Origin of the sequence: Mumia sp. ZJ430 (assembly GCF_011751845.1) — a bacterium.
GTDB lineage: Bacteria > Actinomycetota > Actinomycetes > Propionibacteriales > Nocardioidaceae > Mumia.
The window spans coordinates 807,717-821,033 of record NZ_JAAHFK010000002.1 but is presented as its reverse complement, the minus strand read 5'-3'; the positions used below and the strand labels follow the sequence as shown (position 1 = coordinate 821,033).

At 69.0% G+C, this 13,317-nt stretch carries 11 protein-coding genes; 6 read left to right on the top strand and 5 right to left on the bottom strand.

Annotated elements, in window-relative coordinates; translation table 11 throughout:
* Positions 1 to 246: 246 nt before the first annotated feature.
* From HCT63_RS10440 to HCT63_RS10425, 4 genes are all read left to right on the top strand, one after another.
* Entirely contained in the window at positions 247 to 1,872 is a 1,626-nt protein-coding gene (locus HCT63_RS10440) for an ABC transporter substrate-binding protein (RefSeq protein ID WP_167003851.1), read from the top strand.
* A 155-nt stretch (positions 1,873 to 2,027) separates the two neighbouring features.
* The gene (locus tag HCT63_RS10435) at positions 2,028 to 2,954 is read left to right on the top strand and encodes an ABC transporter permease (RefSeq protein WP_167003849.1); all 927 of its coding nucleotides are present in this window, start codon (positions 2,028 to 2,030) and stop codon (positions 2,952 to 2,954) included.
* Positions 2,947 to 3,921: an ABC transporter permease gene (locus HCT63_RS10430; RefSeq protein ID WP_167003846.1), complete on the top strand. Its 975-nt coding sequence runs from the start codon at positions 2,947 to 2,949 to the stop codon at positions 3,919 to 3,921. The genes HCT63_RS10435 and HCT63_RS10430 overlap by 8 nt, the downstream gene beginning before the upstream one ends.
* A complete protein-coding gene (locus HCT63_RS10425; protein WP_167003843.1) occupies positions 3,918 to 5,624 on the top strand; it encodes an ABC transporter ATP-binding protein in 1,707 nt (568 codons plus the stop codon). Before HCT63_RS10430 ends, HCT63_RS10425 begins: the two co-directional genes overlap by 4 nt.
* Before the next feature lie 70 nt (positions 5,625 to 5,694).
* Here the strand turns inward: HCT63_RS10425 and HCT63_RS10420 are convergent, their stop codons facing one another.
* From HCT63_RS10420 to HCT63_RS10400, 5 genes are all read right to left on the bottom strand, one after another.
* A complete protein-coding gene (locus tag HCT63_RS10420) occupies positions 5,695 to 6,306 on the bottom strand; it encodes a histidine phosphatase family protein (protein ID WP_167003840.1) in 612 nt (203 codons plus the stop codon).
* Positions 6,294 to 7,775, bottom strand: a complete 1,482-nt coding sequence (locus HCT63_RS10415; RefSeq protein WP_208322367.1) for an FGGY-family carbohydrate kinase — start codon at positions 7,773 to 7,775, stop codon at positions 6,294 to 6,296. Before HCT63_RS10415 ends, HCT63_RS10420 begins: the two co-directional genes overlap by 13 nt.
* A complete protein-coding gene (locus HCT63_RS10410) occupies positions 7,772 to 9,238 on the bottom strand; it encodes an FGGY-family carbohydrate kinase (protein ID WP_167003838.1) in 1,467 nt (488 codons plus the stop codon). Before HCT63_RS10410 ends, HCT63_RS10415 begins: the two co-directional genes overlap by 4 nt.
* Positions 9,235 to 10,284 (bottom strand): 2-hydroxyacid dehydrogenase, encoded by a 1,050-nt coding sequence (locus HCT63_RS10405; protein ID WP_167003836.1) that lies wholly within the window; start codon positions 10,282 to 10,284, stop codon positions 9,235 to 9,237. Before HCT63_RS10405 ends, HCT63_RS10410 begins: the two co-directional genes overlap by 4 nt.
* A 119-nt stretch (positions 10,285 to 10,403) precedes the next feature.
* On the bottom strand, positions 10,404 to 11,192 hold the full coding sequence (locus tag HCT63_RS10400; RefSeq protein ID WP_167003834.1) for a DeoR/GlpR family DNA-binding transcription regulator: 789 nt from the start codon (positions 11,190 to 11,192) through the stop codon (positions 10,404 to 10,406).
* A 161-nt stretch (positions 11,193 to 11,353) separates the two neighbouring features.
* Here HCT63_RS10400 and HCT63_RS10395 point away from each other — a divergent pair, with 161 nt between their 5' ends.
* Together HCT63_RS10395 and HCT63_RS10390 are read left to right on the top strand one after the other, a co-directional pair.
* On the top strand, positions 11,354 to 12,424 hold the full coding sequence (locus tag HCT63_RS10395; RefSeq protein WP_167003832.1) for a substrate-binding domain-containing protein: 1,071 nt from the start codon (positions 11,354 to 11,356) through the stop codon (positions 12,422 to 12,424).
* 91 nt (positions 12,425 to 12,515) lie between these two features.
* Positions 12,516 to 13,313: an ATP-binding cassette domain-containing protein gene (locus tag HCT63_RS10390; RefSeq protein ID WP_167003830.1), complete on the top strand. Its 798-nt coding sequence runs from the start codon at positions 12,516 to 12,518 to the stop codon at positions 13,311 to 13,313.
* Positions 13,314 to 13,317 lie beyond the last annotated feature (4 nt).

Sequence of the window (13,317 nt, the reverse complement as noted above, 5' to 3'; positions counted from 1 at the left end):
GTACGACACACGCAGGCCGCCACGTCCCGCAGCAGCGAGGCGTGGCGGTCTTGCGTGCGCCCGGACGGGCCCCTCGAAGGGCGCTTTGGGCTGGTCTGATAAAAATGCTGTCACGATCAGGGGGCCTGGTGGTTGTAACACTTCGGTAAGTGTCCGGCCCCTGACCTGTTCTGGTTGATGATCCGGAGTAACCATGGGTGTGCGGAAGTTTTTCTGCGCGTTCCCAACACATTCAGGAGGATTCCAATGCGACTCTCCCGGCGTACTCGCCTCGGAGGCGTGGCGCTGCTCGCTGCGATCGGACTTACGGTGTCCGCGTGCGGCGGCGGCGGGGGAGATGACGACGAGTCGAGCGATTCGACCACGTCCGTCATCACCGCTCGTACGACCGAGCCTCAGAACCCGCTGGTTCCGCAGGCCACCAACGAGGTCGGCGGCGGCAACGTCATCGACATGCTCTATGCAGGCCTGATCACCTACAAGGAAGACGGCTCGCAGGAGATGGAGGTCGCGGAGTCGATCACCTCCGACGACAACAAGCTCTGGACCGTCAAGCTCAAGGACTGGAAGTTCAGCGACGGCACCCCCGTCACCGCGACCTCCTTCGTTGACGCCTGGAACTACGGCGCCCTGAGCACGAACGCGCAGAACGCCTCCTACTTCTACTACCCGATCGCGGGTTACGAGGCTGTTCAGGAGGAGAACCCGACCGTCAAGACGATGTCGGGTCTGAAGGTCATCAACGACAAGACCTTCACCATCGAGCTCAACCAGGCGGAGTCGGACTTCCCGCTGCGCCTCGGCTACTCGGCCTACTACCCGCTGCCTGAGTCGGCCTACGCCGACATGAAGGCCTACGGTGAGAACCCGATCGCCAACGGCCCGTACAAGCTCGAGGCCTGGGAGCACAACAAGGAGCTCCGTCTCGTCCCGAACGAGGAGTACGACGGTCTCCGCAAGGCTCAGAACGGTGGCGTGACCTTCGTGGTCTACACCGACACTGAGGCTGCTTACACCGACCTGCAGGCCGGCAACCTCGACGTCCTGGACACCGTTCCGGACAGCGCGCTGCAGACCTTCGGCGACGACGACACGGTCCAGGCCGTCACCGCGCCGGGCTCGGTCAACGGTTCGTTCCAGTTCCCGGTCGACCTCCCCGGTTTCACCGGTGAGGCCGGCAAGCTCCGCCGTCAGGCCGTCTCGATGGCACTGAACCGCGAGGAGCTCACCGAGAAGCTGTTCTTCGGCACCCGCACCCCGGCGCTCGACTTCAGCGCGCCGCCGATGCCGGGCTGGACCGACGAGATCCCCGGCAACGAGGTTCTCGAGTTCAACGCCGACGAGGCCAAGAAGCGCTGGGCCGAGGCTGAGGCCATCGAGCCGTGGGGCGACAAGAAGCTGCTGATCGCCTCCAACACTGATGGTGCCGGCAACAAGGCGTCGATCGACGCGATGGCCAACCAGATCAAGAACACCCTGGGCATCAAGGCCGAGCCGAAGTACTACGCCACGTTCGACGAGTTCCTCGACGACCGTGACAACAACAAGACCGGGGCCCTGTTCCGCGCCGGTTGGCAGCCGGACTACCCGTCGATCTCGAACTACCTCGGCCCGATCTATGGCACCGGGGCGGCCTCGAACGACGCCGGCTACTCCAACCCGGAGTTCGACGCCCTGATCGCTAAGGCGGCGGGCGCTGAGACCGACGAGGATCGCTACAAGGCGTTCGTCGACGCGCAGGCCATCCTCATGGAGGACCTGCCGGGTCTGTCGATGTGGTACACCGACGCCACTGGCGCTGCTGCCAAGGGTGTCAAGAACGTGAAGTTCAACTGGCAGAACGTGCCGGTCTACCAGAACATCACGAAGTAGTAGGTCCCACACCACCGCATGCGGGGCACGCGGGGGTCGGCTCACCAGCTGCCCCCCGCGTGGCCGTGCGCGGGCTCCCGGTGCCTACCGGCGCCGACGGGCCCCTGAAACCATATCTCTCCTCGTAGGAGAGCCCATCCCGTAGGAGGCCACTGATGTGGTGGTATGCCGCGCGGCGAATCTTGCAGACGATCCCCGTGATCCTCGGGTCGACGCTGCTCATCTACGCGCTCGTCTTCCTTCGCCCAGGCGACCCGGTCCGTGCACTGTTCGGTGACAAGCCCGTCTCCGAAGCCACGATGAACCAGGTCAGGGAGCAGTACAACCTCGACGAGCCGTTCCTCGTCCAGTGGTTCCTCTTCCTCAAGGGCGCCGTCACCGGTGACTTCGGACAGTCGTTCACTGGTCGCCCGGTCATCGATCTCGTGGCCGACGCCTTCCCGGTCACCATCAAGCTCGCCCTGATGGCCCTCGTGATCGAGGCCGTTCTGGGCATCGTCGCCGGCACGATCGCGGGCCTCCGCAAGGGCAAGCTGTTCGACTCGACGATGCTCGTCGTCTCGCTGGTGGTGATCGCCGTCCCGATCTTCGTCTTCGGCTTCGTGCTTCAGCTCATCTTCGGCGTCAAGCTGGAGTGGTTCCCACCGACAGTCGGCAGCAACACGTCGTTCTACAACCTGTTGCTACCAGCCTTCGTGCTCGGACTGGTCTCCTTCGCGTACGTGCTGAGACTGACGAGAACGTCGGTCGCCGGCAACCTCAGTGCCGACCATGTGCGCACGGCTCGTGCCAAAGGGCTCTCCGAAGGCACCGTCGTCCGGCGCCACGTCCTCCGCAACTCGCTGATCCCGGTCGTGACCTTCCTCGGCGTCGACATCGGCGCCTTGATGGCGGGTGCGATCGTGACCGAGGGCATCTTCAACATCCCCGGCGTCGGCAACCTCGCCTACCAGGCGGTCATCCGTGGCGAGACGCCGACGATCGTCTCCGTCGTGACGATCATGGTCCTCGTGTACGTCCTGGCGGCACTGGTCGTCGACCTGCTGTACGCCTTCCTCGACCCAAGGATCCGTTATGCCTAAGCCCACGCTCCCGGGGCAGGAGCGCTATGTGGCCCCGATCGAGGAGACACCGCTGGCCGCGGTCGACTCCCTCCAGGTCGACGAGGCGCCCTCCAGCCAGTGGGGTGAGGCCTGGAAGCAGCTGCGCAAGAACCCGATGTTCATCGCGTCCGCCGTGCTGCTCACCATCCTCGCCGTCGTCATCGCCTTCCCCGGACTGTTCACCAACGCCGACCCGCGCTTCTGCGAGCCGGGCCGCAGCCTCGACCCGGCCGAGCCCGGACATCCGTTCGGCTTCAACTTCCAGGGCTGCGACGTGTGGTCCCGCACCTTGTACGGAGCGCGCGCCTCGGTCGCCGTCGGCGTCCTCACCACGCTTCTCGTGGTCCTGCTCGGTGCCCTGACGGGTGCCATCGCCGGGTTCAAGGGAAGCTGGGCCGACGCGATCATCTCGCGCGTGAGCGATATCTTCTTCGCGATCCCGCTGATCCTGGCTGCCATCGTCTGCCTCTCGGCGATCAACAACTGGTTCCCTGAGCGGCAGTTCTGGGGCGGCATCTCCGCGGTCGTCCTCACGCTGGCGCTGTTCGGCTGGCCGCAGATCGCACGCATCATGCGTGGCTCGGTCATCGAGGTCAGGAACTATGAGTTCGTCGATGCGGCCCGGGCGATCGGGGCGAGCAACACCCGCAACCTGTGGCGCCACATCGTCCCGAACGCGATCTCCCCAGTGATCGTGACCGCGACCGTGTCACTCGGCATCTTCATCGTCGCCGAGGCGACGCTGTCGTTCCTCGGGCTGGGCCTGCCGTTCTCGGTGGTCTCCTGGGGCAATGACATCGCAGAGGCCCAGCGGCTCGTCCGCTCCGGCACCCGGCTCGGCGTCATGTTCGTCCCGGCTGCCGCGCTCGCGCTCACCGTGCTGAGCTTCATCCTGCTCGGTGACGCCGTCCGTGATGCCCTCGACCCGAAGGCGAAGAAGCGATGAGTCAGCAGCCCCTCCTCGAGGTCCGCGACCTCGACGTCGCCTTCTTCTCCGACAAGAAGGCCGTCCCTGCAGTGCAGGGTGCCAACCTGACCGTCTACCCAGGCCAGACCGTCGCCATCGTCGGTGAGTCGGGCTCGGGCAAGTCGACCACCGCGCACGCGATCATCGGTCTGCTCCCGGGCACCGGCAAGGTCACCGGCGGCGAGATCCTGTTCGACGGCAAGGAAATCGCGCACTCGGGCAAGAAGGACTTCCAGGCCCTGCGCGGCGACCAGATCGGTCTCGTTCCTCAGGACCCGATGTCGAACCTCAACCCACTCTGGCGGGTCGGGACGCAGATCAAGGAAGCCCTGATCGCCAACGACGTCGCCAAGGGCAAGGACGCCGACCGACGCGTGCACGAGCTGCTCGCCGAGGCGGGTCTCAACGACGTGGAGCGGCGGGCCCGCCAGTACCCGCACGAGTTCTCCGGCGGCATGCGTCAGCGGGCGCTGATCGCGATGGGTCTGGCCGCACGTCCGAAGCTTCTCATCGCCGACGAGCCGACCTCTGCGCTCGACGTGACCGTCCAGAAGCAGATCCTGGACCACCTCGACGGCCTGACCGACGAGCTCGGCACCGCGGTGCTGCTGATCACGCACGACCTCGGTCTGGCGGCAGAGCGTGCCGACCACATCGTCGTCATGTACAGGGGCCGCGTCGTGGAGTCCGGCCCGGCGTTGGAGATCCTCAAGAATCCCGAGCACCCGTACACGCGTCGTCTCGTGTCGTCGGCGCCGTCGATCGCTTCGCAGCGGCTGAGCTCCGTCGAGGCACGCGAGGAGGTGCGCCAGCAGGCACTGCAGACGGCTGGCGAGATCGCGGCCGAGATCGCCACCGCCGAGGGCGTGGTCGGCAAGGGTGAGGACGACATCATCGTCGTCGAGAACCTCACGAAGGTGTTCATGCTCCCGGGCGACCGTCCGTGGCGCAAGACCGAGCTTCGCGCCGTCGACGACGTCAGCTTCCGGCTGCGTCGGGGCACCACCACCGCGATCGTGGGCGAGTCCGGCTCGGGCAAGTCGACGGTGGCGCGGATGGTGCTCGGCCTGCTCGAGCTGACAGAGGGCACCGTCACGTTCGACGGGTACGACACCGCGCAGCTGAAGGGCAAGCGCCTGATGGCGCTGCGGCGCCAGATGCAGCCGGTCTTCCAGAACCCGTACGCCTCCCTCGACCCGATGTACACCATCTTCAAGTCCATCGAGGAGCCGCTGGCCACACACGGGATCGGCTCGTCGCAGGAGCGCGAGGCGAAGGTCCGCGACCTGCTCGAGAAGGTGTCGCTGCCGACCTCGGTGATGAGCCGCTACCCCAACGAGCTGTCCGGCGGACAGCGGCAGCGTGTCGCGATCGCGCGTGCGCTGGCGCTCGAGCCGGAGGTCGTCGTGCTTGACGAGGCGGTCTCCGCTCTCGACGTGCTGGTGCAGGCCCAGATCCTGGAGCTGCTCAACCAGCTTCAGGCGGAGATGGGCCTGAGCTACCTCTTCATTACCCACGACCTCGCAGTGGTCCGCCAGATCGCCGACGACGTCCTGGTGATGCAGGACGGCAAGGTCGTCGAGGCGGCCAGCGTGACTGAGGTGTTCGACAGCCCGCGCGAGCAGTACACGCGCAAGCTGCTCGACGCGATCCCCGGCCGGGACCTGCTGACCTCGGCCTGACCGCAGCAGTGAACGACGACGCCGCCGTGTCTCTCGCGAGGGACACGGCGGCGTCGTCGTTCACGCGGCGTCAGACAGGGACGTTGAACCCGAGCAGCGCGTACGAGGTGCCATCGGTGCGCAACGTCGTGAGCGCGCCGTTGGTCACCGAGGGCATCACCGTGCGGTAGCGGTCAGGGTCGATCCCCAGCAGGTCGCAGAGGACGAGCCGCAGGAGCGTGGAGTGCATGACCACGAGGACCTTGCCGTCCGGATGGTCCGTGACGAGGGCGTCGAGCGCGGGGCGCGCCCGGTTGATCGCGGCGGTGCCGGCCTCGCCGGATGGCAGCGGGTGCCGGGCAGGTGCGGCGAGGAAAGCCGCCAGCGCCTCGGGGAAGCGCTCGGCCATCTCCGTACGGGTCAGCCCTTCACCTGCACCGAAGTCGACCTCGCGCAGCCGCGGGTCGGTCTGCAGCGGCACACCGAGGGTGTCGGCCGCCGGTTGCGCGGTGAGCCGTGCGCGGGACAGGGTCGACGAGACGACGGCATCGACGGGGTGGGCAGCGGCCCAGCGGCCGAGGTGGTCCGCCTGCGCCGAGCCGCGGGCGGTGAGCCCGACGTCAGAGACCCCTGCGTACCGGTTCTCGGCGTGCCACATCGTCTCGCCGTGCCGTACGAGCACCAGCTCGGTCACGTCAACCATCCCTTCGCCTCGAACACACCTGTCAACGTCGCGTAGGCCTCGTCCATCCTGTGCACATCCTCGACGCGCGGTTCGACGACGGCTGCAACCGGGTTGGTGGCGCGAGCGACGGCGCTGAGCGATTCTCCTCCTCCTCCGACACCCCAACGGGCGAGGACGGCCATCCCTGTGGCCGGCTCCGCCGAGGTGAGCAGGGAGAGCGGGCGGTCGAGCGCGGCTGCGCGCAGGGCGTTCCAGAGCGGACTGCGGCTCCCGCCGCCGGAGGTGCTCAGGCGTCCGTCCGTCTGGGCCCCGCGCTGGTCGAGGATGTCGAAGCACAGCCGCTCGACCGACGCGACCCCGACCATCGTCCCGAGGAAGACCGCGGCCTCGTCGACGCCGGCGAGAGCGGACAGCGGCCTGACCCGGGCGTCGACGATCGCGAACCCGGCAGCGTCGGGGCGGACGAACGGGAAGCGTTCGCCGGTGCCGGTCAGCGGATAGACGAGGGGGAACGCCGCGCCGCTGTCCCAAAGTCGGCGCGCCTCAGCCTCGTGCGTGCTCGGAGCGGCCGTGAGCAACGTCGACAGGGCGCCCGCGCCGATGCTCGAGGCACCGCCTGGCAACCACGTGCCGGGCTCGGGGCCGCGGTGCGAGTAGACCGCGCCGGCCGCGTCGTGCACGGGGCTCGCGCTCGCCCCCTTGAGGACCAGCGTCGTCCCGATCACGCTGTGCCAGTCGCCGATCGCGAGCGCGCCCGCGCCGAGCTGTGCCGCGCAGCCGTCGGTCGTGCCGGCGACCACGGGCGTCGCGGCGGGGATGCCGGTCTGCTCGGCCCACGCTGCGGAGGTGACACCCAGCACGCTGCCGGGAGTGACCACGTCAGGGAGCACGTCGGGGTCGACACCGAGGCGGGTGAGGACGTCGGCGGGCCACTCCAGGGAGAGCAGGTCAAAGCCGCTCTTGAGGGCGTTGCTCCAGTCGGTCGCGACCGGCGTCCCCGTCATGGCGGAGATCACCGCGTCGGTCTGGTAGACGATCCGCGCCCCGGGCGGCAGACCCTGGCGGGCGAGCCACACGATCTTGGGGAGAGCCCAGGAGGGCTGCATGCGGTAGCCGAGCCGGGTCCACAGCGTCTGGCCGGCTGCGACGACCTCGTCGGCGAGGGCAGCGGCGCGGCCGTCGTCGTACATGATCCCCGGCCCGGTCGCGCGGCCCGTCGAATCGAGCACGGCGAGCGTGCCGGACGTGCCGTCGAGGGCGACGCCGGCGATCTGGTCGACCGCGGTCCCGAGGTCGCGCGCGAGGTGGCCGAGCACCGTACGGGCGGCGGAGACCCAGTCGGCGACCTGCTGCTCGTGCCGGACGCCGTCACGCGTCCCGGTGATCGGGGCCTGCGCAGACGCGTGCACGGTGCCGGTCTCGTCGACGGCCACCGCCTTCGCACTCTGCGTCCCCAGGTCGAGTCCGACCCACAGCGGCCCGGTCACGCCGTCGCTCCGGTGCCCCAGGATCCGCGTGCGGCGGTGAGGTCGTCGAGGTAGCGGCGGTAGCCGGCGTCGTACTGCTCGGCCGCGGCCGAGGGCCTGACCACGTCGCGGTCGGCGCGCCACGCCTCGATGTCGACCTCGACGCCGAGCGCCTCCCAGGCGACGAGCGCGGCACCTCGGGCGCCGACGAGGGGTTCGCGGGGGACGTGGACGTCGGTGCCGAGGACGTCGGCGAAGATCTGCAGCCAGGCCTGCGACCGCGTACCACCGCCGCACGCAGCGACCTCGCCGGAGAGCCCCAGCCGGTCGAAGCAGTGCCGTGCGGCGTACGCGACGGACTCGCACACGGCGCGGACGAGATCGGCCGGCGTCGTCGACAGCGTCATGCCGTCGAGCCGTCCGCGCGCCCGAGGGTCGACGAAGGGCGCACGCTCGCCGGCGCCGGACAGGTAGGGGAGGGCGCGCACGCCGCCGGCGCCGGGCGAGCTGCCGTCGAGCAGGCCGTCGAGCGCGGTGACCTCGAGGCCGAGCGTGCGCAACGCCCAGTCGACCCCCGCGGTGCCGACCATGGACGGCATGACGTGCAGGTACGTCGCCGGGTCAGGCGTGCAGAGCCACATGCCGGCGGGGTCGTCCCCCGGCCGTACTTTCGCGTCGGTCGTCAACACCTGGCACGCGAGCGTGGTGCCGACGACCATCGTCGCGTCGTGCTCGGCAACGGTGCCCGAGCCGAAGCCGCAGGCCTGGAGGTCGTACGGGCCGGCGGTGACCGGGGTGCCGACGGGGAGGCCGAGGAGGGCAGCGCCGTGGCCGTCGAGCGCGAACACGGTCTGCGGGGCAGCGGGCTCGGCGAGGAGGTGACGCCACTGCCCGACGCCGCACAGCGCGAGCGCGTCATCCACGTAGGTCCGGCTGCGGACGTCGAGGAAGGGCAGCGAGGCGTCGGAGGCGTCGACCGAGATTGTGCCGGTGAGGCGTTGGAGGACGGCGTCGATGCAGTAGCCCGCGACCGCGGCCCGCCGCAGCGACTCGGGCTCGTGGGTGTCGAGGTACGCCAGCAGGGCCGCGTGTGATCCGGGGAAGAGCCCTGACCCGGTGAGTGCGAACACCTGCGCCATGACGCCGTTCGGGTCGCCGTCGGCACGCCACTGCTCGACCATCGACGACGCGCGCCCGTCCTGCCACGAGATCGGCGGGCGTACGGCGTGGCCGTCCGCGTCGCGCAGCCACAGCCCGTCCCCCTGTCCGGTGAGGGCGATCGCCTCCACGGCGACGTCGAGGCCGGTGCAGACCTCGCGAACGACCGCGGCGACCGTCCGCAGGACGTCTTCGAGATCCTGCTCCACCTCGACACCGCGGCGTACGAGGTGGGAGGGGGCAGCGGCCGAGCGTACGGCGCGCCCGTCCGGGCCGATCAGCGCGGCCTTGGTGACGGTGGTCCCGACGTCGACCCCGACGATCACGAGCGCCCGCTCTCCAGCCGCTCGAGCACCTCGGGGTTGGCGACGTGCAGGCACGGCTCACCACGAAGGAAGCGGGCGGTCTCGTCGGCCGTGATCGCAGCCGCGCGCAACGCGGTCTGACGGGTCGCCCCGGCCAGGTGCGGCGACAGCACGACGCGTGGGCTGCTGAGCAGCGGCCAGTCGGCCGGCGGGGGCTCGATGTCGTACACGTCGAGCGCCAGCGCGCCGAGGCGCCCGGACTCGAGCATCTCGGGCAGCGGCGCGTAGTCGAGCAGTCCGCCGCGGGCGGTGTTGACGAGCACCGCGCCGTGGGGGAGCAGCTCGAGGCGCCGGCGGTCGATCAGGTGACGCGTCTCCTCGGTGAGACGGGCGTGGAGGCTGACGACATCGGACCGGCGCATCAGGTCGTCGAGCGCGACCAGCTCGACGCCTTCGCTGTCGGCGGCGTCCACATAGGGGTCGTACGCGAGGACGTCGGCGCCGAACGCGCGGAGGATCCGGGCGACGATGCGGCTGATCGCGCCGAAGCCGACCAGCCCGACCGTCGAGTCGCCGAGCTCGGTGCCAGCGTTGTCGTAGGTGTAGTAGTCGCCGCGCCAGATGCCGTCGTGGAGCTCGGCGTCGGCACTGGTGAGACGCCGCATCGCGGCGAGGATCATCCCGACGGCGAACTCCGCCGCAGCGGGCGCGTTGCGTCCGGGTGCGAAGGAGACGACAACGCCTGCCTCGGTCGCCGCCGCGAGGTCGACGTTCACCGGGCCTCCGCGGCACACGCCGACGAACCGGAGGTCGGGGCACGCGCGGAAGACCTCCGCCGTGAAGGGCCCCATCTGCGTCACCGCGATCTCGGCGTCGCCGAGTGCGGCGATCACGTCCGCCGCCGTGCCGCTGGCCTCGATCACACCGTCGACAGGCCCGAAGGGCTCGATCGGCCACGGGAGCGCGAGGGGCGTGACCTCCACGTCACCGTCGACCCGGGCTGCGATCGCCTCCGCGAACATCTCGGGGAGGACGAAGTGGTCTCCGGCAGCGAGGATGCGTGTCATCGGCTTCTCCTTCTCCGGCACCCCGGAGCTCTTGTGACGTACGTCGCGCACCATAACATGTTGGCTGTTAAAGATCTCAAACTGATAGTGACGTTGTCGTAGCCCCGGCGGGGCGGCCGTCAGCCAATCGCGGCGATGTGCACGCGGGTCTGGTCACGCATGGCCTGCAGGACGGCCGGCGAGGCGTCGTCGGTGACGATGACGTCGGTGAACTCCGAGAGCGCCACGAACCGGTGGAGGCTCGTACGCCCCGTCTTCGTGCCGTCGATCATGAGGACCTTGCGGGTTCCCGCCCGCAGCATCACCCGCTTCATCACCACGACGTCCTGCTCCTGGTGGTATGCGGTGGTCTCGTCGACCGTCGACGTCGACTGGAACACGATGTCGACGGCGTACGCGTCCAGGCCCGTGTCGCTCGGAGGGCCGATGAAGGAGTCGTGCGTGCGGGAGTACTGGCCGCCGATCGCGATGAGCTGGACGTCCGGCTCCTCGCGCAGCGTCTCCATGGCCAGGCGGTAGTTCGTCAGGACGGTCAGCGGCGCGGACTGGGGGAGCAGACCTGCGAGGGCGAGCACGGTGGTGGAGTCGTCGAGGAGGACCGACATCCCTGGCTCGACGAACTCCATGGCCGTCCGAGCCAGCGCCGCCTTGGCCTCGGCGTTGCGCTGCAGGCGGAAGTCCGAGCTCGACTCGAAGACGCTCGTCGGCAGCGCAGAGACGCCTCCGTGGAGCTTCCTGACCAGGCCCCGGGACGCCAGGTCGTCCACATCGCGATGGACCGTCATGATGCTCACGCCTGTCATCTCCACGAGCTGGCTGATGCTCGCGAACCCCGACGTCAGGACGGTGTCGATGATCTGACGCTGCCGCTGCGTCCGTGACGGGCGGGACGTCTTCTGCTCGGTCATCGCTTCTCCTCGTTCGATGCCGGGGGTCGTGACTTATCACGATTATTGACAGGTATAACGTACGTGATGTTACGATCCCGGCCACTGATGTGAGAGCCATCACAGCCCTCTCCATCATCCACGGACGAGGCCGATCAGGTCGGCGACTCGAAGGAGCTTCCATGAAGAACTTTCCCGTGCGGATCGCCGCACTGAGCGGCGCCGCGGTTCTCGCGGCCCTGGGCCTCACGGCCTGCGGGTCCGACGACGACGGCGGCTCCGGCGGCGGCGACGCGGGCGGCCAGATCGCCTTCCTCATGCCGGACCGCGCGTCGACCCGCTACGAGGAGCAGGACTCGCCGCTGTTCAAGGAGAAGGTCGCCGAGCTCTGCGCCGACTGCGAGGTCCTCTACCAGAACGCGGACTCCGACCCCGCGAAGCAGCAGCAGCAGGTCGAGTCGATGATCGCCCAGGGCGTGAAGGTCATCGTGCTCGACCCCGTCGACTCCAAGGCCGCGGCGTCGATGGTGACGCAGGCGCAGGGCGCCGAGATCCCGATCGTCACGTACGACCGCCCGGTCACCGACGTGCCGGCCGACTTCTATGTCTCGTTCGACAACGAGGCCATCGGCCGCTCGATCGCTGAGTCACTGGTCGAGCACCTCAAGAGCACCGGCGCGACCGGCGGTGTCCTGATGGTCAACGGATCGCCGACCGACCGCGCGGCCGGGCTCATCAAGCAGGGCGCCGAGGAAGGCGTCGGCGACACCAAGGTGCTCGCGTCCTTCGACACCCCTGACTGGGATCCCCAGAAGGCTCAGGACTGGGTGAGCGGCCAGATCACGAAGTACCGCGACCAGATCGCCGGCGTCGTCGCCGCCAACGACGGCACCGCCAGCGGCAGCATCGCCGCGCTCAAGGCGGCCGGCCTCACGCCGCTGCCTCCGGTGACCGGCAACGACGCCGAGGTGGCCGCGATCCAGCGCGTCATCGCCGGCGACCAGTTCAACACGATCTCCAAGCCGATCAAGACCGTGGCCGACGCCGCGGCCGAGGTGGCCGTCGCGCTGATGGAGGGCGAGGAGCCCAAGGCGACGACCGATCTCTTCGACACACCGTCGCAGCTGTTCGAGCCGACGGTCGTGACGCAGGAGAACGTCAAGGAGGTCATCTTCGACGGCGGCATCTACACCGCGGAGCAGATCTGCACGGCCGAGTACGCGGCGGCGTGCGCGAAGCTGACGATCAAGTAGCACCCTCATGGCTCGGCCTCCACGCTCTCGTGGAGGCCGAGCCGTGGCGGTTGAGATGAACCCGCAGGACGAGAAGAGGAAGGGACCTCAGATGTCTTCACGACCGGTGATCCAGCTCCGGGGTGTGTCCAAGAGCTTCGGTGCGGTGGCGGCTCTCACCGACGTCGACCTCGAGGTGTCGGCCGGTGAGGTGCTCGCGCTCGTCGGCGACAACGGTGCCGGCAAGTCGACACTCGTCAAGACGCTCGCCGGCGTGCACGCTCCCGACTCCGGGACGATCGAGTTCCTCGGTGACGAGGTGTCCATCCCCGGCCCGGACGCCGCCCTCAACCTCGGGATCGCGACGGTCTTCCAGGACCTCGCCCTCTGCGACAACCTCGACGTCGTCAGCAACCTCTTCCTCGGCAGCGAGATCCGCGGCCCCCGTCTCAACGAGGTCGAGATGGAGGTCCGGTCCTGGGAGCTGCTGCGGCAGCTGTCGGCGAAGATCCCGTCGGTCCGCATCCCGATCGCATCCTTGTCGGGCGGTCAGCGCCAGACCGTCGCGATCGCGCGATCCCTGCTGCGCGACCCCAAGCTGATCATCCTCGACGAGCCGACCGCCGCGCTCGGCGTCGAGCAGACCGCGGAGGTCCTCAACCTCGTCGAGCGACTCCGCGAGAACGGCCTGGCGGTCATCATGATCAGCCACAACATGGCCGACGTGCGTGCCGTGGCAGACCGGGTCTCGGTGCTGCGGCTCGGTCGCAACAACGGCACGTTCGCCGTCGCCGACGTGTCCCAGGAGGACATCGTCGCTGCGATCACCGGCGCCACCGACAACGCGGCCTCTCGCCGGATCGCCGCCGCGTCGACCTCGACCCCTTCGAACCACGACGTGCAGGAGTGAGCAG

Excerpts from the sequence above, each read along its gene's own strand:
- HCT63_RS10420 (WP_167003840.1), bottom strand. The coding sequence starts at position 6,306 with ATGGTTGACGTGACCGAGCTGGTGCTCGTACGGCACGGCGAGACGATG.
- HCT63_RS10395 (WP_167003832.1), top strand. The coding sequence starts at position 11,354 with ATGAAGAACTTTCCCGTGCGGATCGCCGCACTGAGCGGCGCCGCGGTT.
- HCT63_RS10400 (WP_167003834.1), bottom strand. The coding sequence starts at position 11,192 with ATGACCGAGCAGAAGACGTCCCGCCCGTCACGGACGCAGCGGCAGCGT.
- HCT63_RS10435 (WP_167003849.1), top strand. The coding sequence starts at position 2,028 with ATGTGGTGGTATGCCGCGCGGCGAATCTTGCAGACGATCCCCGTGATC.
- HCT63_RS10440 (WP_167003851.1), top strand. The coding sequence starts at position 247 with ATGCGACTCTCCCGGCGTACTCGCCTCGGAGGCGTGGCGCTGCTCGCT.
- HCT63_RS10430 (WP_167003846.1), top strand. The coding sequence starts at position 2,947 with ATGCCTAAGCCCACGCTCCCGGGGCAGGAGCGCTATGTGGCCCCGATC.
- HCT63_RS10390 (WP_167003830.1), top strand. The coding sequence starts at position 12,516 with ATGTCTTCACGACCGGTGATCCAGCTCCGGGGTGTGTCCAAGAGCTTC.
- HCT63_RS10405 (WP_167003836.1), bottom strand. The coding sequence starts at position 10,284 with ATGACACGCATCCTCGCTGCCGGAGACCACTTCGTCCTCCCCGAGATG.
- HCT63_RS10425 (WP_167003843.1), top strand. The coding sequence starts at position 3,918 with ATGAGTCAGCAGCCCCTCCTCGAGGTCCGCGACCTCGACGTCGCCTTC.